26 protein-coding genes and 2 tRNA genes are annotated in these 22,617 nt (G+C 50.5%); 12 read left to right on the top strand and 16 right to left on the bottom strand.

The window, feature by feature from the left end:
• Position 1: 1 nt before the first annotated feature.
• The 9 genes from ACH50O_RS11625 (at position 2) to ACH50O_RS11585 (ending at position 9,120) form a co-directional block, all read left to right on the top strand.
• Entirely contained in the window at positions 2-166 is a 165-nt protein-coding gene (locus tag ACH50O_RS11625) for a hypothetical protein (RefSeq protein ID WP_446807957.1), read from the top strand.
• Between the two features lie 3 nt (positions 167-169).
• Entirely contained in the window at positions 170-1,333 is a 1,164-nt protein-coding gene (locus tag ACH50O_RS11620; RefSeq protein WP_446807956.1) for a hypothetical protein, read from the top strand.
• A 15-nt stretch (positions 1,334-1,348) separates the two neighbouring features.
• Positions 1,349-1,717, top strand: coding sequence for a hypothetical protein (locus ACH50O_RS11615; protein WP_446807955.1), 369 nt, complete (start codon positions 1,349-1,351; stop codon positions 1,715-1,717).
• A 146-nt stretch (positions 1,718-1,863) separates the two neighbouring features.
• Positions 1,864-2,058 (top strand): DUF1799 domain-containing protein, encoded by a 195-nt coding sequence (locus tag ACH50O_RS11610; protein ID WP_446807954.1) that lies wholly within the window; start codon positions 1,864-1,866, stop codon positions 2,056-2,058.
• Positions 2,055-5,660 carry a tape measure protein gene (locus ACH50O_RS11605; protein WP_446807953.1) on the top strand — a complete coding sequence of 1,202 codons (3,606 nt, stop codon included), beginning with the start codon at positions 2,055-2,057 and terminating at the stop codon, positions 5,658-5,660. The genes ACH50O_RS11610 and ACH50O_RS11605 overlap by 4 nt, the downstream gene beginning before the upstream one ends.
• On the top strand, positions 5,657-6,556 hold the full coding sequence (locus ACH50O_RS11600) for a hypothetical protein (protein ID WP_446807952.1): 900 nt from the start codon (positions 5,657-5,659) through the stop codon (positions 6,554-6,556). Before ACH50O_RS11605 ends, ACH50O_RS11600 begins: the two co-directional genes overlap by 4 nt.
• Positions 6,556-7,476 (top strand): phage tail protein, encoded by a 921-nt coding sequence (locus ACH50O_RS11595; RefSeq protein WP_446807951.1) that lies wholly within the window; start codon positions 6,556-6,558, stop codon positions 7,474-7,476. The genes ACH50O_RS11600 and ACH50O_RS11595 overlap by 1 nt, the downstream gene beginning before the upstream one ends.
• Positions 7,477-7,484: 8 nt before the next feature.
• Positions 7,485-8,180, top strand: a complete 696-nt coding sequence (locus tag ACH50O_RS11590; protein WP_446807950.1) for a DUF4376 domain-containing protein — start codon at positions 7,485-7,487, stop codon at positions 8,178-8,180.
• A 511-nt stretch (positions 8,181-8,691) separates the two neighbouring features.
• Positions 8,692-9,120 carry a hypothetical protein gene (locus tag ACH50O_RS11585; protein WP_446807949.1) on the top strand — a complete coding sequence of 143 codons (429 nt, stop codon included), beginning with the start codon at positions 8,692-8,694 and terminating at the stop codon, positions 9,118-9,120.
• Positions 9,121-9,211: 91 nt separating this feature from the next.
• Here ACH50O_RS11585 and ACH50O_RS11580 read toward each other — a convergent pair whose 3' ends face one another.
• From ACH50O_RS11580 to ACH50O_RS11525, 12 genes are all read right to left on the bottom strand, one after another.
• Positions 9,212-9,697 (bottom strand): hypothetical protein, encoded by a 486-nt coding sequence (locus ACH50O_RS11580; RefSeq protein ID WP_446807948.1) that lies wholly within the window; start codon positions 9,695-9,697, stop codon positions 9,212-9,214.
• Positions 9,694-10,101 (bottom strand): DUF5681 domain-containing protein, encoded by a 408-nt coding sequence (locus tag ACH50O_RS11575; RefSeq protein WP_446807947.1) that lies wholly within the window; start codon positions 10,099-10,101, stop codon positions 9,694-9,696. Before ACH50O_RS11575 ends, ACH50O_RS11580 begins: the two co-directional genes overlap by 4 nt.
• 164 nt (positions 10,102-10,265) lie before the next feature.
• On the bottom strand, positions 10,266-12,419 hold the full coding sequence (locus ACH50O_RS11570; protein WP_446807946.1) for an AAA family ATPase: 2,154 nt from the start codon (positions 12,417-12,419) through the stop codon (positions 10,266-10,268).
• Positions 12,416-12,571, bottom strand: coding sequence for a hypothetical protein (locus tag ACH50O_RS11565; RefSeq protein WP_446807945.1), 156 nt, complete (start codon positions 12,569-12,571; stop codon positions 12,416-12,418). The genes ACH50O_RS11570 and ACH50O_RS11565 overlap by 4 nt, the downstream gene beginning before the upstream one ends.
• On the bottom strand, positions 12,568-12,903 hold the full coding sequence (locus ACH50O_RS11560; RefSeq protein ID WP_446807944.1) for a hypothetical protein: 336 nt from the start codon (positions 12,901-12,903) through the stop codon (positions 12,568-12,570). Before ACH50O_RS11560 ends, ACH50O_RS11565 begins: the two co-directional genes overlap by 4 nt.
• Position 12,904: 1 nt before the next feature.
• Positions 12,905-13,132, bottom strand: coding sequence for a hypothetical protein (locus ACH50O_RS11555; protein ID WP_446807943.1), 228 nt, complete (start codon positions 13,130-13,132; stop codon positions 12,905-12,907).
• A 159-nt stretch (positions 13,133-13,291) separates the two neighbouring features.
• On the bottom strand, positions 13,292-14,281 hold the full coding sequence (locus ACH50O_RS11550) for a hypothetical protein (RefSeq protein WP_446807942.1): 990 nt from the start codon (positions 14,279-14,281) through the stop codon (positions 13,292-13,294).
• Positions 14,281-15,246, bottom strand: a complete 966-nt coding sequence (locus tag ACH50O_RS11545) for a tyrosine-type recombinase/integrase (protein ID WP_446807941.1) — start codon at positions 15,244-15,246, stop codon at positions 14,281-14,283. The genes ACH50O_RS11550 and ACH50O_RS11545 overlap by 1 nt, the downstream gene beginning before the upstream one ends.
• Before the next feature lie 494 nt (positions 15,247-15,740).
• Positions 15,741-15,923: a hypothetical protein gene (locus tag ACH50O_RS11540; RefSeq protein ID WP_446807940.1), complete on the bottom strand. Its 183-nt coding sequence runs from the start codon at positions 15,921-15,923 to the stop codon at positions 15,741-15,743.
• A gap of 28 nt (positions 15,924-15,951) precedes the next feature.
• Entirely contained in the window at positions 15,952-16,506 is a 555-nt protein-coding gene (locus tag ACH50O_RS11535) for a hypothetical protein (protein WP_446807939.1), read from the bottom strand.
• A gap of 167 nt (positions 16,507-16,673) precedes the next feature.
• Positions 16,674-16,749, bottom strand: a tRNA-Asn gene (locus ACH50O_RS11530).
• Positions 16,750-16,773: 24 nt separating this feature from the next.
• Positions 16,774-16,850, bottom strand: a tRNA-Arg gene (locus ACH50O_RS11525).
• 890 nt (positions 16,851-17,740) lie between these two features.
• Between ACH50O_RS11525 and ACH50O_RS11520 the strand changes: the two genes are divergently transcribed.
• Entirely contained in the window at positions 17,741-18,157 is a 417-nt protein-coding gene (locus tag ACH50O_RS11520; protein ID WP_446807938.1) for a hypothetical protein, read from the top strand.
• Between the two features lie 62 nt (positions 18,158-18,219).
• Here the strand turns inward: ACH50O_RS11520 and ACH50O_RS11515 are convergent, their stop codons facing one another.
• Together ACH50O_RS11515 and ACH50O_RS11510 are read right to left on the bottom strand one after the other, a co-directional pair.
• Complete coding sequence (locus ACH50O_RS11515) at positions 18,220-18,936, bottom strand: response regulator (RefSeq protein WP_446807937.1); 717 nt, start codon at positions 18,934-18,936, stop codon at positions 18,220-18,222.
• On the bottom strand, positions 18,933-20,285 hold the full coding sequence (locus tag ACH50O_RS11510; RefSeq protein ID WP_446807936.1) for a sensor histidine kinase: 1,353 nt from the start codon (positions 20,283-20,285) through the stop codon (positions 18,933-18,935). Before ACH50O_RS11510 ends, ACH50O_RS11515 begins: the two co-directional genes overlap by 4 nt.
• 196 nt (positions 20,286-20,481) lie before the next feature.
• Here ACH50O_RS11510 and ACH50O_RS11505 point away from each other — a divergent pair, with 196 nt between their 5' ends.
• Both ACH50O_RS11505 and ACH50O_RS11500 read left to right on the top strand, forming a co-directional pair.
• Positions 20,482-20,658, top strand: a complete 177-nt coding sequence (locus ACH50O_RS11505) for a hypothetical protein (RefSeq protein ID WP_446807935.1) — start codon at positions 20,482-20,484, stop codon at positions 20,656-20,658.
• A complete protein-coding gene (locus ACH50O_RS11500; protein ID WP_446807934.1) occupies positions 20,655-21,167 on the top strand; it encodes a DUF2380 domain-containing protein in 513 nt (170 codons plus the stop codon). The genes ACH50O_RS11505 and ACH50O_RS11500 overlap by 4 nt, the downstream gene beginning before the upstream one ends.
• A gap of 68 nt (positions 21,168-21,235) precedes the next feature.
• Here ACH50O_RS11500 and ACH50O_RS11495 read toward each other — a convergent pair whose 3' ends face one another.
• Both ACH50O_RS11495 and ACH50O_RS11490 read right to left on the bottom strand, forming a co-directional pair.
• Positions 21,236-21,910 carry a transaldolase family protein gene (locus ACH50O_RS11495; protein ID WP_446807933.1) on the bottom strand — a complete coding sequence of 225 codons (675 nt, stop codon included), beginning with the start codon at positions 21,908-21,910 and terminating at the stop codon, positions 21,236-21,238.
• 63 nt (positions 21,911-21,973) lie between these two features.
• Positions 21,974-22,222, bottom strand: a complete 249-nt coding sequence (locus ACH50O_RS11490; RefSeq protein ID WP_446807932.1) for a Rho-binding antiterminator — start codon at positions 22,220-22,222, stop codon at positions 21,974-21,976.
• Positions 22,223-22,617 lie beyond the last annotated feature (395 nt).

The following is a 22,617-nucleotide window of genomic DNA, read 5'->3' as shown; positions in this document are numbered from 1 at the left end:
TATGGCCGCAACCACCAAAACCAGCAAGTCGGAAGATGCTCAGCCGTTAGAGCCTATGGCGGAAAATCAAGCGCCTGTCGCCGAGGAAAAACCGCACGATCCCAATCACGGCCGTTGGATACTCGACCCCATCACCGGCGAAAAACGCAACAACAACGAGGATTAATCGATGTCGTTATTAACGAATAAGCGCGTAATTATCGCGAAACTGGAATCTACCTATGGCGTGGACGCCAGTCCGACCGGCGCGGATGCATTGTTGCTGCGCAACTTGGATTTAATGCCGTTGGAAGGCGACGTAGTGCAGCGGGATTTTATCCGGCCGTATTTCGGTTCGTCTGGCGAGATACGCGTCTCTAACTTTGCCAAGCTGGACTTTGAAGTCGAGCTGGTCGGCTCCGGCACTGCTGGGGTTGCGCCGCCGTGGGGCAAATTGCTGACCGCCTGCGCGTTTACCGAAACGTTGTTAGCCAGTGCCGTGACCGGAACCGCCCAGGCCGGCGGCTCTAGCACGACTATTAAATTGGCGGCCGGCGCATCGGCGGTGGACGGTGCTTACAATGGCGGCACTGTGTCGATTACGGCAGGTGCATCAAATGGCGATTCTCGAGAGATTATCAGCTATAACGGCACGACTAAAATCGCTACTGTTTCAAAGGCGTTCACGACCACGCCGGACGCGACAAGTTCGTACAGCATCGGCGCCATGGCGCAATATGCACCGACTAGCGCTTTCGGTACCAGTACCTCGCTATCGCTGTATTTCAACCTAGACGGCACTCGCCATATCCTGCTCGGTGCGCGCGGCACGTTTACGATGGACATGAGCGCCAAAGCCTTGCCGGTGATGAAATTCAGTTTTACCGGCTTGCTGGGGACGATCTCCGATGCCGTGTTGCCGTCGGTTTCGTTCTCTGGCTTCCAGGTGCCGCAAACCATTTCTACGGCCAACACTACCAATCTGAATTTACAGGGTTACAACAACGCAATTTTGGAAAAATTGACGTTCGATATCGCCAACAGCGTGACCTATCGCCAGCTCGTCGGTGCGGAGTCTGTGTTAATTACCAACCGCAAGCCGACCGGCAATGCGAGCATTGAAGCAGTTGCTGTCGGCACCAAAGATTGGTGGACGGCTGCGAAAAGTGCCGCGACCGGCCCGTTCGGCGTCAAACACGGTTTAACCCCCGGCAATATCATTTCCGTCACATCGCAATCCATGCAGATTACCGCGCCGAAATATTCGGACTCGGACGGCATCGCGATGTTCGAATTTGGCATGCAGTTTATGCCAATCAACGGCAACGATGAATTTGTGATTGTGGCGAAATAACTAAGAGGATTACACATGTTCCAACTCGTAGGTCAATCCGACGAAATCAAGTGGCCGGTTAAAGTGGCATTTGTAGATGGCAGCGGTAAAACCATACCCAAAACGTTTGTGGCCCATTTTCCGCGTCTGCCGCAATCTGAAATCGATGAAATCGTCAAACGAGCGCGGGCATCCGATGAAAGCGACAGCGCCGACGACAAACTGACCGACGATGAGCTGGCTAAAAAAGTCCTGGTCGGCTGGGAGGAAGTGACCGACGACCAAGGCCAGCCGGTAGAATTTTCGCCGGCTATGCGCGACAAGCTGCTGGAGATATTCCCGGTGCGGCCATCGGTGATCTCGGCCTGGTTTGAAAGCGTTTCGGGCCAAAAAAGAAAAAACTAATCGAGGCGGCGCAATGGTGGGCGAACGGGGGCGGCGGTAAAGCTCAGCAGTTTAGCGACGATTGCGCCGCACTTGGGATCGAACTGCCGGCGGACTTTGCGCAGCCGGACATCAGCTTCAAAGTCGAGGCGGAAAACTGGGATGCGGTGATGCTGTTTTTATCACTGGATACCCAATGGCAAATTGGCGCAATGGGTGAAGTGATTGGGCTGAATTACGCAGGCGTTGAAGCGGTGTTCCGGATTAAACGGTTCAAAAACCGGGCAGAGTTGTTTGACGATCTGCAAATCATGGAACGCGCGGCGGTAACGGTATTTAGAGAACAAAGGGCGAAGAAATGAGCGATATGGAACTGAAACTGAGGATTACAGCCGACGGCAAAGTTGCCGTCGCGTCTGTTAATCAAGTAGACCGTTCCGTGATCGATCTGGGCAAGGATGCCCAAAAAGCCGGGGCCGATATGGCTGCTGGTATGAATGCTGCCACCCGCTCTACCCAAGAACTTGGCAAAGGCGTGTCTGCGGTACGATCCCATGCCGCTGAGCTGGCATCTGAAATGCAGCGTAGTATTACTCGTATGGCCGGTAGCATTTTATCGGTCGGTGTGGCTGCTACGCTGGCCCGCGACATTTTGAACACCAACCGCAGCATGGAGATGCTTCGCGCGCAGTTGACATCGTTGACCGGTTCCGCCCAGGCCGGCGCTATCCAGTTTAAATTTATTCAGGACTTCGCCACCCGCACCCCTTACGAGATTGAGGGCTTAACTAAAACCTTCGTCACGCTGCAAGGCATGGGCCTGAATCCGACCCGCGAAGTGATGCAGGCTTTGACCGATCAAGCCAGCAAATTGGGCGGTAGCCAGGAAACGCTGACCTCTATCGCTTTGCAATTGGGCCAAGCCTACAGCAAGGGCAAGTTGCAGCAAGAAGATATGGTGATCCTGGCCGAGCGAGGTATCCCAATTTATAAGCTTGCCGCCGATGCGCTGAATAAAACCGGTGCCGAAATCATGGATATGTCGGCAAAAGGCGAAATGGGCCGCGATGCGATTGATGCCATTATCAAAAAGATGGGTGAGTTGTCGGCGGGCGCCAACGCCAATGCGATGGAAACCCTGAACGGCAAAATATCCAACCTGTCAGATGCCTGGCATCAATTCGAAGACACGCTGTTGCAGGATAAAAGCGAGGGTTTGATTAAAGGCATTGTCAATTCGATGACCAATAGCCTAAATATCTTGCGGCGCAATATGAGCAGTGCGGTTGACGATCAAATCGCCCACCTGGAAGCCCGGATTAAAACTTATAACCAATCCGGCGTTATCGGTAAGACGATATCGGATTATTCGGGCTACGACATCAATTTGGAAAAAAACCGGCTTGATATGCTGAAGAAGCAAAAAGCCGCCGAGGACGAATTGGCGAAATCCGAGCAACAGCGTGCCGCCAGCCGTGCAGCGGTATCACAAACTCAAGGTTGGCTGGATGAACTGGCCGGCATTGATACCGAAAATCGCAAAGAGGCCGATAAAAAAGCGAAAGCCGATGCAAAGGCCGCAGCGACTAAAGCGGAACATGCTGCCCAGCAAGCTCTGAATAAAGCCAAGCAAGAAGCGTTGAAAATTGAAGAACGCTATCAAGCCCTACGCGATCAGGCGCGTACGTCCGACCAGATGTTTATTGATACCGTGGCGGAATATACCCGGGCATACAATACCCGCAATATCAGCTTGGAACAGTACATCATGCTGCTGGCGAAAGCCGACGATGCCCGCGACAAATCAGCGCAAAAAGCCAATCCTACCGTGCAGGCCGTTCCGTATTTCACAGAAGGGGGGCAGAGCCTCAGCGCGTACTCAACAGCCGATAAATCAATCAATGCCGAACTTGATCAGGCAGCGAAATCAGCGGAAGAATACGACAAGTGGCTGAATCAGGTCGATAGCAGCTTGAGCAAAATGGGCGCTACCAGCGCCGATGTGTTTGATGGTGCGCTCGGTGGTATTCACTTATTAACTGGCGCGTTTTCTGACCTGACTAGCCAGATGAACGCCTATGCGGAAGCGCAAGCGGCGAACGCTGAGCAGCTGGCAAAAGCCCAAAAAAACCCGCTGGCCAATGCGGAGTTAATTGCCAAGGGCATGGCAAAAGAAAAACAGCTTGCTAAGGATAAAGCGGCTGCGGAAATAGACGGCGCTGCGCGAATCGCCGGCGCAACGGCCACGCTTTTCGAGAAAAAGACCGCTGCTTATAAAGCGTTTCATACTTTGGAAATGGGCCTATCCGCGATCCGGATGGCGGCACAATTGAAAGAAACGGTTATCAGTGTGGCTGCCGGCGCCGCGAAGTTTTTCAGCCAATCCGGTTGGCTGGGTTTTGCCGGCGTGGCAGCGATGTTGGCGGTAATGGCAGGCCTGGGTTTTTCTAAATCCGGCACGTCGTCTGTCGGTACCGCGACCATACCTACCTCGCCGGACAGCGGCACTGTTTTGGGCGATCCGAACGCCAAGTCCGAGTCGATCAATAATACCTATCAACTGCTGAAAGACATTCACGCGAAAGAGTATCGCGAGTTGCGCGGCATCAATGCCGGCGTCGCGGCATTGAAGCAAGGGATTACCGATTCGATCACTCGGCTATTTCAAAGCGGTGGACTGCAATTGCCGCCCAATTTGAATCTTGGCACGGTATCAAATGCCAAAACTATCCTGCCGACTAAAGACCCAATCGGACAATATTTGCTCAACGGCCTGTTCGGTACGACTAAACGCGAAATTACCGGCAACGGCATTTATCTGAATGCGGCCAATCTGGCTGAGCTGATGAACGGTGGGCAAATAACCGGACAGCAATACACGCAAATTACGACGACGAAAAAGAGTTGGTTTAGCAAAAAAACCACGGTTTCCGAGATCATGGCTGCGCTCGATCCGCAGTTTACCGATGCGCTGACGAAAATGTTTCGTGGCATGGGATCTTCTATGCTGTCGATGGCCACGGAGTTTGGTCAGGATATGACCACGGCTGTGAATCAGTACGTGATTCCCGGGTTGAAAATCAATCTATTCGGCATGACCTCCGATGAGATGATTAAAACCCTGAACAACGTTTTATCCACTCAGTTGGACACGATGACCACGCAGATATTCGGCGCGCTGATCGCCAAATATCAAAAGCTCGGCGAAGGGATGTTCGAGACGGCTACGCGCTTGGTTGCAGAAAAAGCTGTCGTGCTGGATGCCATCGACCTGGTCGGCAGTTCGTTCAAAGGCGACGCGGTGGAAATGGCTGACGGCCTGATCACGCTGGCCGGCGGTATCAAGGAGTTTCAAGGACTTTTCCAGGACTATTACAGCAAGTTCTACAGTGAGTCCGAGCAGCTGGCCAATACGACGCGCCGCCTGATTGCCAACTTGGGCGATTACGGCTTGATGCTGCCTGATACACGTCAGGCTTACCGCGATCTGGTTAACGCCCAGCAGCTAGACACCGAAGCGGGCCGGGCGCGTTATAACCAGCTATTGTCTCTGGCTGAAGCAGCAGATACTTACTATGCAGCGAATGAAAAGCTGCGGGATAGCATGGAGTTGCTGAGCAAAGACACGTTCGCGACGGCGGTCGATTATACCCGCTATTTGCGCCTGGCTCAGCTGGCCGGCATATCCAAAGCTGATGCCTTATTGCCGCCGACGCCGGACAAGGTATTTATTCCAACAGGTTTGCCAGGTCAAACTCTGCCCGGTATCAATGCAGGCACGACGATGAGTAGTGCTTTTACGACTGTCGCTCAAAGCAACCAAGCCGTATCCGATGAAATTCGGCTGTTGCGCGAACAGATGCAAGCACAAGAAATTGCGATTGCACAAAACACGGCTGACACGGCAAAGATATTGAAACGCTGGGAAGGCAATGGGATGCCGGAAACGAGGACTACAGCATGATGCTTGTTCGGCCGGCGTTGATTAACGATGCTGCAGTGTATGCGTGCAATATCCCTGAAACGGACTATACGGCTTATTCCTCCGGAACGACATATGCGCAGGGTGATCGAGTGCGCGTGGTATCCGCCGATGTGCATAAAGTCTATGAATCGCTGCAAGCCGTCAATCTCAATCATACGCCTGCTACATCCCCAACGTGGTGGCTGGAAGTGGGGGCTACTAACCGTTGGAAATTATTCGATCAGTCGATCACCGATCAGGCTACCAATGCTGACAGTATCGACGTGACGCTAAAACCGTCCGGCCGGATTGACTCCGTCGCGCTTATGAACATTGAAGCGGACCATGTGCGAATCGTCATGACTGATTCAGTGGACGGCACAGTTTACGACCATACCTATTCACTGGTTTCAAACTCCGGCGTGCACGATTGGTATGCGTATTTTTATGAGCCTATTGTCCGCAAAACCGATTTTGTTGTTTATGACCTTCCGCCCTATAACAACCCAACGTTGCGAGTAATAGCGACCGATATCGGCTATACCGTGGCGGTTGGTGCTTTGGTGGTTGGGTTTAAAAAAATCCTGGGAGGAACACAATACGGCGCGAAAGTGGGGATTCAAGACTATTCAGTCAAGAAGCGTGATGATTTCGGAAATTATTCGATTCTTGCCCGGGCATTTAACAAAAATGCAACGTTCACCTTTTTTGTCGACAGCGCTTTTGTTGATCAATTGCACGCATTGCTGGCAAGTTATCGAGCGATACCGATTGTCTATGCCGGCACTGATATTTATAGCTCGACGGTGATCTATGGGTTTTTTAAAGATTTTGGCATAACGATTAGTTATCCCACTGAATCTGTTTGTTCAATTGATATAGAAGGACTTACGTAATGGCTATTAGCACACCACCCGCCGCGCCGTCGCGCAGTGACCCGCCGGATGTTTTTATTCCAAAAGCCGATGCGTTTTTAGCCTGGCTTGCGACGGCGGCTGTTGAGTTTAATACGGCTGTTGAAGCGATGAATCTCAACGCTGTGACAGCGAACAGCTCGACGAGTTTGGCGATTGGCACCGGCTCTAAATCGCTGACAGTGGATGCTGCGAAAAGCTATGTGCCGGGCATGACTGTTAAAGTTGCGGCTACCGCTGATGGCACCAAATGGATGTTGGGCGATGTTACGTCGTATAACTCGACGACGGGCGCACTTGTCGTTGTCGTATCCGTTGTGCAAGGCTCCGGCACGTTTGCTGCGTGGACCATTACCCAAGCTGCACCTGGCGGGGCGGCGCCGGGGGCGAATCATGATATTACCAGTTTGGATTCGCCCGATATCGGCAGTGCAATAGCGGTCACCCAGGGCAACGGCGATAATTCAACCAAAGTGGCTACTACAGCCTATGTTGATCGGGCCGTTCCGGCCGGAGAGGTTATAGGTTACGGCGGTTCAACTCCGCCGGCTGGCTTCTTGGCAATTCCCACGGCACCCACTAACGTGAGCCGTACCACATACGCCGCGCTTTTTGCCGCGATTGGAACTACATGGGGTGCGGGCGACGGCTCCACGACGTTTGGAATACCCTGGGTGCCTGTTGGTTACACGTGGCTGCAAGGTAGCTCCGTCGGCTCGGCGACTGTCGGTCAAAATCTGGCGCACACACACACTGTTAATTCGCTGCAAGGCGGCACAGGAGGCATCGATCTATTTGGTGGCGCCGCGTCTGTCGCCGGTCCTACAGTAACGACATCCAGTCAGGGCGGCAGCGCAAACTTAGCGGCCGGTCACACGATCAAGTTTTGCATTAAATACTAAGGCTAGCTATGAAAACTGTTTATCTATATGACGAGAAAAGCGGCGCGTATACGCATGAATACGAAGCGCAAGAAAGCCCCTTGGAAGAAGGCGAATTTATTAAGCCGATTCATTCTCTTGATGTTGCGCCAAATCTTAACCCCGGATTGTGGCCGGTTGCCGTCGACGGCGTCTGGACATACGTGGTTGACCATCGTGGTGTGTATTATTTGCCTGATGGCTCCGAGCATTTCATTACTGATATAGGCGTTTCACGGCCAGCCGGCGCGACTGTAACTGTCCCCGATATCGGCATTCGCAATGCGAAAGTCCAACAAGTAAATGCTGAACGCGGTCGTCGTTGGCGTGGCGGTACGCCGTTGGTTATTGATGGGCTAACTAAGTGGTTTCATAGCGATGAATTCAGTTTGATACAGCATTTAGGGCTGAAAGATAAAGCCCGTGATTTGATTGCGGCCGGCGGCGCTATGTCAGATGTTATCAGTATCGATGGCCAGGCCGTTTTATGGTCAACGATGGATGGATCGCAAGTGACGATTACTGTGCAAATTGCATTCGATTTAGTCGCGGCCGATGGCGCAAGGCAAGATCAAATTATGGCTGTTTGTCGATCGCATCTGCTGGCGATAGGCATAGATGCTACACCTGCCGATTATGATATTAGCGTCGGATGGCCGGCTATTTTTGGCGAGGATTTTGGCTGATGATTCTGACGAATCAGATTTGGATTTTGATGTGGCTGATTTTTCGTGATCGCACCGGAATTTCGGGCGTTAAAATCTGAAATTATTAACGACAAAAATCGCGCAAAATTGCGACAAAAATCGCGCGGCGTTACACTGGCGTTCAAGCCGGTCATATTAGAGGCATTCATTTGAAAGATGACTTCTCAAGGTTGCCCTGAAAATTTCAGGCATAAAAAAAGGGCCCACATTTTCATGTAAGCCCTTAATTTATTTGGCTCCCCCGGACGGGCTCGAACCGCCGACCTAGTGATTAACAGTCCGACGAATTCAATAATTTACAAAACAACACAACAAACAATAACAATTAAATCAATCTGTTAGCCTGTTACGTTGTTTGTGACATGTTGCTGCTTGCTGCCTTTATTTATCCGCAAGTGTCCCGCCAGTGCCCCATGAAAATCTATTGCCTACTTGTAATTTTTCTAAGTAAAGATGATAAAGTCAAAAAACACTCATCACAGGAATTTGTATGTTAACCAATGCAAGAATGTTATTCGTAGCCCTGCTGACGATTGCTGCAACAACAAGTATTGCGGAAATTAATGACCCAAATAAAATTATATCGTTTTACGGGACTGGGGCAGACTCTTGCGGCGCACTCGTACTTGAATTTAAAGAAAATAGCCCAAGGGACATGCTTAAATATAAAGGAACTACCTATAGCACAAAAGCCAATGTTTACGCACAATGGCTGTCGGGATACCTTTCTGCTTATAACTTGTTTGTTTCAAAAACTGGTGACGTTAACAGTGCCAGCCACGATATTTGGGGGCCGCTAGAATGGATTCACCAATATTGCAAACAAAACCCAACTGATACAGTTATTAGAGCAACAGGAAGTTTAATTCTTTTTTTATCGCAACAACAAGAATTGCAATTACCGGCAAATAATCAATAGGTGCGAAAAGCCAATACCCGAAAAGCCAAACAAGAAAGCTCCCTGATTGTAACAATATTGCATAAAATAAAAGCGCCATACTATGCGGATTTCAGCCATTAACCAACCTTGAAAACATTTCGACATATTGCTTAACCAAGTCAGGGGTGGCATTCTCCAATTCTTCCGGCTTTACATCATCATCAGGACAACCCGCCATTGTCTTAATTGCCTTTACATCGACTTTAAGCCGGTTGCAGACTTCGACAATTGCCGATTCGAGCGCTAAGCATTTTGCCAGGAACCGCAAGGCCGGGGCTTCGGCTTCCTGCTTGCCTTGGTCGACATAATCGCAAGCTATCAGCATCAGCGTTCGATTTTTCCAATACTCGATGCCATATTGCCCTACAAGCGCCGTTAGTGCGTGAATGCGCCTTGTGTAATCGGCGTGGGTGGCTATGTAATGCTTACGCTCGACTTGTTCCATAATCGCATCAGCTTCGCTCTCGTCAAGCCTTGCAGCGGCTTCAGTGACTAGCGCCGCTTGTTCGTGCGGTGTCAGCTTGGCATAAAGTTTATTCACTTGGGCGGGTTTCATCTTCTGGACTCCAATAGTTTTTCAAGACGTTGCAAGCGGTCGGCCATTTCCTGAAATTCAATCAATTTGCCTTGCTCAGCTAATGCCCTAATCAGCATCGAACCAATATCCGGGGCAATGCTGCCGTTTAGCGTGGCATTAACGACATTACCGCCGGTTTCAGGCAAGGTTGCACCGGTTTCGATATTGACCGGCAAGGCTTGCGGCCTGAGTGGTGGGCATATCCTATCAAGCAACACCTTTGCCGCTTGTACATCGCCGCCCTTGGCTAACCCGACCAAGGTTTTAACGATTTCCGGCATATCATCGGCTATCGACTTTCTAAGCAATGTAGCCGGGGTTTTGTCCTTAGGGCGGCCTGCCGGGTTTCCGCTTTGGCCGGGTTTGAATTTTGGCGTTGGCATAGTGTTCTATCTCTGCATGTTTCAGTGAGGTTTTAACCAGTCTGCGAGGGTGGACAGGTTACCGGACAACCGGACACTTCTATAGAAGTGTGTCCGTGTCCGTCCGGCTAATAACCCCGGACAACTTTTAATTTTGTCCGGTCCTGTCCGTTGTCCGTCCGCTATCATTCGAAAATCCGCCAAGCGTACGCATCGTATTCAACGGTAAAGCCCTGATTTAGTAGCTTGTCGCGGCATCGCTTAAACGCTTTACGCTTGGCATCCTCGGTATGGGTATCAACCACGATGGCCTTGTAGGCCAGTTCCCGCCAATGCTCGATATTGACGATTTTTTGCTGATTGCCGCGCAAGGAATCAAAACCGCCAAACTTGGCTTTTATCTCGGCGGTCGGCTCTACCCCGTGCGCCGCGATGGCTTCGCTTAGACTGGTTAAAATGGCATCGTCCCGCGCCGATAATTTCCGCTTTTTGGCGGTGGGCTTGGCTTCGCCGTCATGCTCCAAATAAACGCTGGTCAGCGGTTCGCCGTCATCGTCGCACCATTCCAAATCAATCGGTTTTAGGCTGAATTGCAGCGGTTTGAAGGCTTCGAAGTCTTTGGCCTTGTGGCAAGCCAGGACAATCGCGCTGCCGTCCTTGGTGGCGGAAAATTCGCCGTCCATGGCCGCGCGTATGCTGGAACTGCCGCGGCTCCGCTGTTTATCACCATGCCCGCTATGGTGAACGACCAAGACCGCCGCGCCCAAAGGCTTAAAAAAGCCGTCCAGGTTGGCGATAAACCGGCCTATGTCTTGACTGCTATTCTCGTCGCCGTCCATGTTCCGGTGCAAGGTATCGACAATCACCAAACCAGGATTGGAACAACTGGCCTTGATGCTGTCGGCTATCCATTGCGCGTTTGTCCCGTCAATCAGGTTGGCCGGTCGTTGGCTGATAAATAACCGTTCCGGCGCTTGCCGTTGATATTTTGACTCTAACGCCTTAAGCCGCCGCGCCATGCCTGCATGCCCTTCGCCGGCCACGACAACGACATCAACCGGCTTGGTGCGGTAGCCGTGCCAGGCTATACCCGCCGCCATGCAAAACGCCCAATCCAAGGCGAATAACGACTTGCCCGCACCCGGCTCGCCAAACAGCAAATTCAGGCTGCCGCGCTCGATGATGTTTTCCAGTAGCCAATCAATCGCGACCGGCTCTGCGGTCAAACGATGCGCCGGAATAAGCGGGAATGGCTGCCATTCTGCCGCTTGCCTTGCCTCGGCTTGTCCAGGTCGCTCGCCGCCGCTCTGTGGCAATTCTGGCGCGATTCCGGCCTGTTCCTGCCTGTGTAGCCGCTGATTGTGTTGCGTGATTTCAGGGTTCCAGTTAAGCGCCGCGGCAAAGTCGCCGCCACATTCCAGCAAGCGGAAGCAATCGAAGGCGTCGTGCGCGAAGCCGTCGTTCAACAGGTCGCCGCCGTGCGAATAAATCCGCTCGATACCGTCGGCACAATCCCGCATGATGGCAACGCCCGGCGCTTTGGATGCGCTGCCCGGTCGGATGAATCTATCCCGGCCTTTCTGCTGGTAGCCGTTCCGGGTCAGAACATCGGCCAGCGGAAAAGACTGGTTAAACGCTTGGATAGGGTCACGCCTGCCGGCTAACTGTTCGGCTGGCTGTGGCTGCCGTGGTGCAATGTCCGGCGGTTTTGGCTCGATACCCAACGCCGAATCAAAACAAGGCTTCCAGGCGTCCCAGTGTTGCAGCATATCCAGCAAGACCGGCGGCGCTTCCGGTATCGCTGCCGGATTACCGACAAACTGATACCGCTGGCCGGGGTAGTCCGGATGCTCGCCGACAATGACATCTTGCGCCCCGTCGCCGCATCGAAGCTCGAAAATCACATCGTATTCTTTCGGCTTGCCGGCTTTGGGTTTCTTGCACTGCTTCACGCCAGGGGCTTGGAATCCCGCCGGCAGTTTGAACAGCAACTTCGCCCGGTTCGGCTTCGGGCTTTTGACTTCGGCCCGCTGTTCGCTTTCTAGCCAGTCAAAAAGCTGGAAGTCGGTCAGCTCTTCGAACACCTTTCGCGCCCGTTCCACATCATCCAGGTCGAGCGCCAGCGTATTCGATGCGCCATGATGCAAACCAAAGTTAAAGCCCGCTCCACAATTCGATAATGCATCAAGGTTAGAGCTATAGCCGTTTGGATTGTCTGCGGTTCTCGGCAATTGCCAACCCTTTGCGCGTGGTGCTTTGGTGGGCCTGCCGTTTATTGGTGGGATTGGCACTAAAGCCAACCCCGCGCCGATATAGGGCGCAAGGTTAGTATTATTCATATCAACGTACCCCAGGCTATTCGCCACCATACCGCCAAGCGGATAAATTCCTGCTTCACGCGCTTGGTTGATTGGGTAAAATGGCCTTGCTGTTGTTTGATATTGGCCGCCTTTGCATTGCCGTGCAGGGTAGCTTTTCTTTCTCGGGTCATTTTTCCCCCTTCGCTTCGAACCGTTTAACTGCCTCGATAAAGTTATCGAACCGCTCTCCCATTTCAGCCCTTACACTCCTTAAAAACTCGGGGTCTAGGCTGTAGCGGGAATAGGTGGCGTTTCTGCCGATAGGGTCTTTCGTTGGTGCGGTTTCTTCGGTGGATTCAATCGGCCAGCCGTGGCGGTTGCGTAACTGTTCGATGTAGCCTGAAAGCCGATAGCTTGCTGTTTCGTTCTGATAGTCGCGGTGGGTGAATTTGCGACCGGTCATTAGACGCATTAGGGCGCGGCCTGTCAGGGTGTCGGTTCTGGGTAGTTTAGGGGCGGCCATTTTATTTACCCCCTTGGTTTTGCTCGTCGACAACACGGAAAAATTCGCGCTCGTCCACCAATACACGGCGGCCAACACGCTTAAACGCGGTGGCAAATCCGTTGGTTTTTTCGTTGAAGATTAAGTGACGCAAGCCCCCGACTGGAGGCCATGAATGGTGTTTATTCCAGTCTGGAACGGGAATCAGCCGGTTAGCGGGCTGGGCGGTAAGTGTTGCTGTAGCGGTCATAAATTATCCCTTACATTCAATTTTGATAAAGATTGATGTTTCGCCGCTTGGTGTTGCTGTTTGCGGCTTGGGGTAATTTGTAATGCCTGTTTTTTCCCGAGCTTTCCCGTGCATGAATCGGGAAAAACTGCCGGGAAATACAGTCGGGAAATTATTTATCTATAGGGGCTTGACACGTTTTTTAAAATCTTCCGATATTATGTTTCCTAATCTCTTATAACTCATATCATCTTCAATATTGCCAGTTTTCCAATGGAAGCCACCATCCCGTGAACCGGCTCCCCAATGCTCAATTATCGGGCTGCCTTTAATTCCAATAGTTTTTTTTAGAATTCTGAAAAATACTCTAGTTTCAGGCGCCCCTTTTTCAATCCACAAATCATAAAGCCATTGAACTATAACGCGAGGGAATTCCTTATTTTCGCTAATATCATGTTTTTTGATGTCACTTCCAAGAGTCTCGACTGGCGCCTGTAAATTGTCGTGTTTAGCCTTTTGCCAAAATGCTTGCCAGTTGGCTGGGGAGTCAATAAATGTCCTTTCACCTGCTTGGTTAATTTCTTTCCCAATATGGCCTAGTTGCATTGACTGTGTAAAATAATTCACCTCATTAGGAAAATGAGAACGCACTTGTTCGGTACTTAACTGAAAAACAGGCTTGTAACCCTGCAAGATATAAATGGCATCAACCCATGACCACGCCGCCCGCCTATGGTAATCCTGCTTTACTTCATTGGTTAGTGGCTCTAACGGCTGAATATCAAAGCAATGCTTGCTAGCTTCATCAATCCTTTGTTTTGTTACGGCCTCCCGCATTCTCACAGGCGCATCGTTGCCTAACTCTTCAACTAGGCTTTTTAAGCTCCATTGTTTGCACCGGTCATCAAGCCAGGCAGCTTTGTCTTTAACCTTTAGTAATAACTCCTCACTTGGGGTTTTTCGATTGCGGCTACCCTCCGCTTTTGCTTCGATAAAGTAAGTTATTTTTGCGGCCTCTTCTGATGTAATGGATGTTCGATCAGACCAATAAGCCCAATCAATCGCATCACCGTTTATTAGTATTTCGTAAACCCATGTTTCAAATTCATCGTTTATATCGATATTTTCCGTTTTCGGCTCTGTCCAATGGCTCTCTATTGAATGCGTCATCAAACACCCCCGAAAATCTTAGCGTTCATGCTGGCAACCACGTTGCTTACATGGCCGTCTGACAGGTGGGCGTAACGCTTCACCATGGCTAAGGTTTTGTGGCCCAAAACTTCGGCAATTTCGGCCAAACTAGCGCCGTTCATAGCTAAATAAGACGCGGTGCAATGCCTTAGGTCATGCCAGTGGAAATCATTTATTTGCGCCGCTTGTAGGGCATTTTCAAAGGGTTTTCTCAGGTCTATCGGCTTGTGTGCGTGAATGGTTCCGGGGAATAGCAAATCGGTATCAAGCCGCCTAACCTTGGCATGTTCTCGCAATAGTTCCAAACCATGACCAGCTAAAGGAACCCGCCGCCGTTCGCCGTTCTTGGTTTCGTGCAGAATAATGAACCCGTCTTTAAGGTTTACGTCCTGCCATTTAAGGCCCATCAATTCACCTTGCCGCATGCCGCTAGAAAGCGCCAGGATTACGCACAGATAAAGCTGTTTATTGGTGGATTGCTGACATACTGCTAAAAACCGTTCCCGCTCGACATCATCCAAGAAACGAACCCGCCCCCGTGACTCTTTCGGTTTTTTAACTTTTCGCATGGGTGAATCTTCGAGCCATTGCCATTCATTCACGGCGATAGTAAAAGCATGGGACAGCGCCGCCATGTATCGAACCACAGTGGCAGGGCTTCGGGGTGTTCCTCGGTAGGTTTCGCCGCTGGCTAGTTCATCCCGATATTGCACAATCATGGCCGGGGTTATGTCTGCAAGGGCATAAGAGCCAATTTTGTTTTTCCACCATTCAAGCTGCTGCTGTTGCTTAGTTGCTTGTTTGGGTTTAGTAGGCAATACATCCTTGATGTATCTATCCACCATTTCGGCCAGTGTGTGCTTTTTGGCTTCGGCGGTTTTGAAGTGTCGACCTTCACGGATTGCCGATTCTGTAGCCGCTGCCCATTTTTTGGCATCGGTCAACCGTTCAAAGGTTGCGGATTGCGCTGGGTAGCCTTTCAGCCGGACTTTAACCCGATAGGATTTATCGCCGGTGTCGGTGACGCGTGTTTCGATAGTTGCCATGTAATCCCCTTGGGGCAATGGCGGTATAATTTGCGGTAGCCATTGCTTAACCCGATTCGTTAAGTGGTGGTTAGGGTCTGGCGGTGTTGGTAGCACTTCCAGACCTGTTTTTTTACTTCGTCAAAAGTCTACAACAAAGACCAAAAAACGGCAACAAGTGATACATAGTCACCCATTCAAATTAATTAATCTATTGATTTAAATAATAAATAATAATTACATTTGAGATTTGGGACAATTCAGGGACATTTTATGCGCAAAAGGACGCTACCCGGCATTATTCCGGCCAAGTATTGAATGGTTTTTTAGGGGACTAGAAGAAAGAGGAGGGGCTTATAAAAAAAAGCCAGGGTATCGGACTGGCTTTTTGGGTCTGGAGTTATCTTTTAAATTTATGCTGCCTTTTGTTTTACTTCGACCATGGTTTGGCAGCTACGATAATACACATCTTTAAAACGAGGCCCCATTGCTGAAGCGCTTTTTTTGGCTGCAAATCTAATGGCTTCCATAACTTGGTTCTCGTTCCCACTAATAGCAAGACCTAGAGAGGTCGTGCTTTTCAGATTGATTATCATGTGATTGCTCCGTTTTAATTTTAAATTACTAACAAGGGCTGAACACAAGCCACCTGCCCTCGATTGAAGTCTCAACGCCCCTGATTGTGCCAATTGCGTTGATTGTTGAAAATACATCATGCATTCCCCGAAGAAATGCAACTAAAACGTCTGTTCTGCCATATATTTTCAGCTTATTAGCATTATTTACGTTTTTCGTCAATGCAAAAATCCCGCCTAGTGCCGTAGTGAACACTTCCAGTCTTTTGGTTGTATTGATTTCGTTGTCAGTACTCGTATCAATTTCTGGGGACATGTAAATGTCCATTAGCTTTATCCAAGTTGAGGAGCCTTGTCGTGATTGAACAATATTAACAATTGCCCACACCTTGTCTTCACCCTCAATAACTTGATAGATTGGCACGTTGAAGCGTTCATCTAGCGCACCCCAAGACTTTCCTGCAGTTATTGTGTCAAAGAGTTGCGTATATTCAGCTTTGAAGACATCATGATTGCTCTCTTGCAACAAATCAAGCCATGCAACCTTGATTTGATCAAATTTTTCTTCGTTAGCTTCTTGTAGCTGCATTTCGCTCAATTGCATGCCTGTAGTCTTAGTAATTTTTATAACAGCTGCTCAGTATATAGCAACGAAATTGCAATCCACAACTTTAATCGTGCTCTATTGTGGGGTGTTAAATAAAATTGTCCCGCCAGCGTCCCAAGCAGGCAAAAAAAAGGGCCTACATCGCTGCAAGCCCTTGATTTATTTGGCTCCCCCGGACGGGCTCGAACCGCCGACCTAGTGATTAACAGTCACCCGCTCTACCGACTGAGCTACAGGGGATTAATATTTTTCGCATTCTCGATATGGCGCGCCCGGAGAGATTCGAACTCCCGACCGCTCGGTTCGTAGCCGAGTACTCTATCCAGCTGAGCTACGGGCGCTTATCTGAGCCGCTTATTATCGTTAAGATTCAAGTCAATGTCAAGACTTAATTTAGTGCGGAAGAGGGTTTGAGTTAGCAATGCGCTTTTGGCGCATGAGTCCTCAATAGAGACGCTCCTTCAGCAATGCTTACTAACTTAAGTAGATTTCTACCAAATTTCCTTAAGTTAGTGCTCTTCGAATCCGAAGTCTAATCCACTCCCGCATTTTTAAACAGCGATAATAACCGGTCCATTATCTAATATTTTTGTGTAGCACCGCAAATGTTTTTGCATTATTTTTGACGCTGCATTTCTTTGTACACTTATTCCGGGAGTAAAAGAATAGTGATAAGTTTTTAAAAACATAGGTTAATCTGGCAATGTTAACGCGCTACCTTAATTTTTCATGTTGCCACCGTTTGAATTGTCCGAGCCAGAGTCAATTACATTTTGCGAACTTACTGAACATCGCCCATACACCGACTACCGTCGTCATTCATTTGGGGTTAATGCTCATTAACAAAGGACATTTGTTTTCCACGGTAGCCGATACTCTCGGTGTGACTAGCAGACAAAAGTAGCCGACTCAGCAACTTATCTCAAGGCGCGGCGAAACGAATTGGGATGCGTAACTATATGGATGTAAGGTTTTTGCCGCTTTGTCAGTGATCGCTTGTATCGCAGGTTGATTTGCCGGCTTTGTTAACTTTACAACAAACGCTCCCAGCCCGGTTTTCAGCATAACCGACTTTTCATTGCCGGTTATCGCTTGGTTTGGACGCCAATTCGTTGCCTGCACAGATCAATATACTGATTTGCGCCTTAATACTGTTATTTAGTGTTAAACGGAAACTTTGGAACAAGTCTTGCTGAGTAATCTAAAACACGGATTACTTAGCGAGGTTGAAATGACTATACACATTGCATCCATGATGCCGGACCGCGCACTTGACGAAAGTGCAATCGGTAAAGCCATCATTAAAGCCGCCATCGATTTAGCCGGATTGCGCGACGAACCGATACAAAAAAGAGCGCCGATTTTGGACTTAACTTTTTTATTGCCCAGCCGCCAGGAAAAAGCCGACTTCGAAGGTTTACGTTTGCATTCGTTCGATAAATCCTCGCAAACCCTGCGGATTGAATCGGCCGTCCCGGAAAAAATGGTGGCATCGACGCATGCGGAGCGTTTTGTCGTTGCCGTGATGCTGGACGCCATTGATGCCGCCGCCGAATTTTTCACCGAACAACGGATATTATTCGACGCTGCTGGGCATTTGGCGCTGGTAGAGTCTCTGGCGACACCAAAGCAATATGCGATTAACTGATCGATGACTGGGTGTGTTAGACGTAGAAAGCGTTGTTTCAGGACAGTCACGGCGCAACTTGATTAAAGTTTGAGATAGTAAACGGGGTCGAACTCAGCTGGCTCTAATGTACTTGCCGTATCCGCCAGATCCAACAGACACAGTACATTCAACTTAATCGCCAATCTCGTCAGTTCAATATCGCTATTTACACCCAATTTGCGTTTGATCAGGTAATGACAATTGCTCACCGTTTTCGGGCTGATATTCAGGGTTTTGGCAATATTCTCGGGGGAGTTGGCTTGAACCAGCAACTGCAATATTTCGAATTCCCTGGTCGTTAAGCTGTCCAGCGCAAGGGTTTCGCTACCGAGTTTTTCCAAAGCCAGGGCTTGAGCGATGTCGGGGCTGAGGATATGGCGGCCGGCGTAGACTTCGCGAATCGCGTGCAGCAACATCTCCGGCACACTGCTTTTGCTGACGTAACCCAAGGCACCGGCGCGGCAGGCTTGGTGGGCAAAACTGGGGTTTTGATGCATGCTGAACACCAGGATCCTGGCTTTACTATCGCGTTGTTTGATGCGGGCAATCAACTCCAGGCCGCTTGAGCCGGGCATGGTCAAATCGGTGACGACCACATCGGGTTGGTGTTCTTTGTATAAGCGATAGGCATCTACGCCGTTCGCCGCTTCCGCGATTACTCGCAGATCGGCTTGTTTGCCGAGCAGGGAACGGTAACCTTCCCTGACTATCGCATGATCGTCCACCAACAAGATGCTGATTGTTTGCCGAGCGTTCATCGGCCCGATTCCGGCTGAGGCAGGGGTAGCCGGGCGTCGACGATCAAGCCGTGCGGTTTGGCGATGCTCAAGTCGAAGCTGCCGTTCAAAGCCAGTACACGTTCGCGCATACCAAGCAGGCCGATGCCGGGGCCTGTCGCAAACGGCAAGCGGGCGGCATTGCCGTCATCTTGTATCGTCATCGAAACTTGGTTGGCGGCAATGCTGAGCGTGATCTCGGCTTGTCCGGCGGAGGCGTGTTTGGCGATGTTATTGACGGCTTCCTGAGCGATGCGAAACAGGTTAATGGCGAGCGGACCGGGAATTAAATTACAGTCTCCGACGATGCGTAGTGCAAAACGAGTCCGGCCTAAGCGGTTCCAACGCGCCGTCAGGCTACGTAGGCTGGCGTCCAAACCCAACTCATCCAGCTCCGCCGGTCGCAACCGGCTTAATAAATCGCGTACGCTGTTCTGCATGGCCTGGGTAAAGCGGCTGATTTGTTCGGCTTCCACCGTTAATTCCGGACAACGCTGTTGCGCGGTTTGCGCCATGCCCGTAGCGACGGCCTGAATCGCGCTTAGGCATTGACCCAGTTCGTCGTGCAGCTCCCGTGACAGATGCCGGCGTTCTTCTTCTTGCAAATTCATCAGCATTACCGCCAGTTTTTGTCGCTCATGTAATAGCTGTTGCTGATCGTCGGCAAGTTGGTTGATCGCCGACACGGTTTGCCGCCATTCCAGCAATTCGAAATCGGGTAGACGGTAAGCCAAATTCCCATGGCGCAGGCGATTCAGGCCGGCGACGATGATCTGAGCCGGGTGCAGGGCGCGGCTGACCACTAAATAGACCAACAGGCAAACTGCCGTTATCGTCATCACGGATAGTGCCAGCAAATAGCGGATATTTTCCCACGCTTGGGCTATGGCCATTTCCGCGCTGACCGACACGGTCAATACCCCGTAAACCTGGCTGTTGAAAGTGATCGGCCGCCGCCATGCGATATCCGGTTCGAAAAGTAGCCGGTACAGTACGGCAAAACTTTGCGGATAGCCATGGGCGGATAAATCAATCCCCTTGCAATAATTGCGCACCGTTGCGCCGTCTATTGCTAGATAGCTGGCGCAAATACCGGGTTCGCTGCCGGTTTGTTTCCATAAATCGAAATCCGGGAATGGAGTGGCGGGTTTTTCTCCGGCGCTGACCCGTAGTAGCTGAATCTCCAACTGTTTACTCAACGCAGCCAAGGTGTTTTGCGCAAGTGTTGCCGATTGTGCCGCGCTGTGATGCAGCACGTAAGCCAGCGTGGCCAGCAAGCATAAAAATGCGACTGCTGAGACACGTGACAATAAATGCAATTTTAGATTCATGGTCGGTTTATCCGGGTGCATAAAAGCCGGAGCGGTTCGGCATTTGGGCATTGTAGGTAGTCGCGGATGTGCTGCAAAGCCAGTCGGCGAAGCACGGGCAATTTGCCCGAGTTCGCCGGGCTATTTTCGGCTTACCTTTGGCTGCCGGGAGTTTACGCTGATGTCTTCTTAAACAGCTAAATCCGGAGTTTATGTGATGCTTAAATCAGTGAAAGTGAGTATAGCCATGCCGATAACGGTTGCGCGGGTTCGTGCGGGGATAGCGGACATCGAAGTTTTACATTGGTGGATGCCAGCAATCAGTGTTTGTTTGGTCATCGGTAACAGCATCGGTACCTTGCGGATTTTAAGCTTGGCAGAGGAGGCGGCATGAATATTGTTAAATCCACCGCAGCTATGTTGGTTTTGGCGATTTTATTCGGTGCCTCTGCCGGTGCCGAAACGCGGATAGCGGTATTGAATTTCGAGTTGAACGACATTACGTCGATGCCGAATACGCCGGCGGAATTAAGGCGTACGTCTACCATGGCGCCTTTATTGATGGAGGCTCTGGCTCAGTCCGGCGTTTATCGAATTGCTGCTGTCGATACCGACAGTCAGAAAGCCGCCAACGCCGGCTTCGGTTATCTGTTTCGATTTCACGATCTGGCTGCGCAGTTGGGCCGCCAGCAAGGCGCGGATTGGATTTTGGTCAGTCAGCACAGCAAGCCCAGCTTCTTGTTTTCGTATCTGTGGGTGTATCTGATCGACGTGAAAAAGCAGGCAGCAGTGGCGCGTTACGACATCGAGTTGAAAGGCAATCATCCGCAAATAACCAGGCATGGCATAGACGCTCTGTCCGGAAAGATTCAAGCTACGCTCGCGGCTTATCGGGGTAAGTAGTGTGAAATAGCAGGGGTCAGCGAGAACGCCTTAATGAGGTAGCAGCGTGATTGGGCTAGCGGAATAGCTCATGTTTCAGACGATAGCTTATTAGCAAAAACCGCATGCCAGTCCTGGCTGAACTTTTCCACGGCCATGTCGGTATGAGGCGTCGTCAGAATCTGCTGGGCTATGTCCAAAGGCAAGGTTACCGCCGACACTCCGAGCTTTAACACCTGCAAAACCTGATTGACGTTTTTGAAACTCGCGACCAAAAGTTTACTAGGCAGTCGGTATTGGTTGATGAATGTTTGCAGATCGCTAATCACGCCAACGCCATCGCACCCAAGATTGTCGATACGGTTTAGATAAGGGGCGAGGTAATCCGCGCCGTTTAAAGCGGCCATCATGCCTTGTTGCACATTATAAATTGCCGTTGCCAACACCGGAATAGACTTTGCTTTGAGTTGTTTGATTGCGGTCAATCCGGCACTATGAGCCGGGATTTTCACGACAATATCAAACGGTAAGGCATTGAGTTCGTGTGCTTCGGCAACGATGCCATCGATGGTGTTAGAGACTACCTGGACGTGGTAACGGCCCAGCGGGCCTAAGATTTCAGTCAGCGCCGTCAATAGTGGGGTTAAGCCGATACCACCCGTTGCGAGTATAGAGGGATTGGTGGTTACGCCGGCCAGGGGCAGGGCAGGGGATAATTTGGCGATACCCGCTAAATCGGCGCTATCTAAGTATATTTCTAACATAAGGGTGTGGGGTGGCAGTGGATGAGGCAGGGTTACGGCCGGATGTCGCAGCAAGCGACAATCCTAGAAATTAACTTCGGTAAATTTGGCGTTTGACGTGAGCACCTGCAGTTCTTTTAACTGATTCAATTCGATCCTGTGCGGCGTTTTGCCTTCAATCAGCAAATATTCGCGTTTGTCTATGGTCTGGAGGTCTAGCGCTTTGCCTTCGACTTGTTCGCCGCCGTTCAGCGACAGTTTAACCCGGTAGCCATACAAGCAGGCAATTTCCAGGTAATCTTGCAAGTGGCAGGAAATGGCGCATTCGTTCATATCGGTTTCCGAGAATCGTTTAGCGGAAGCATCTTACCCACAACGAAATTCATTTCAATCGATTTCTCCATGACAATATAAAGAATTGAGTATCGATGCGTTTCCGGCAGCGGAATCCACTGAGGCAGCAGCCAAATTAACTGTCACGCGGTCGGGTTAGCCCTTGATTCGGGAAGTCGGTTCGGTCCCGGACTGCTTGTGCTTCTGCAGTTGCGCTAAAAAATAGCTTTGGTAATTCCAGCCGGGGCGTGGCGGTGGCGGTTGGCGAATGAGCGGCATAATACCCTGCTTGGTCATGAACGGTTAAAAACGCTCCCGCAGTCTCTGCAACGATGCGCTCGATTGCTTGGTTGAGGCCGCGGGAGCGTTAACAGGAAATAATGAAATTAATGCAC

Source organism: Methylomonas sp. 2BW1-5-20 (genome assembly GCF_052474515.1).
This window is presented reverse-complemented; position numbering and strand designations above follow the sequence as displayed.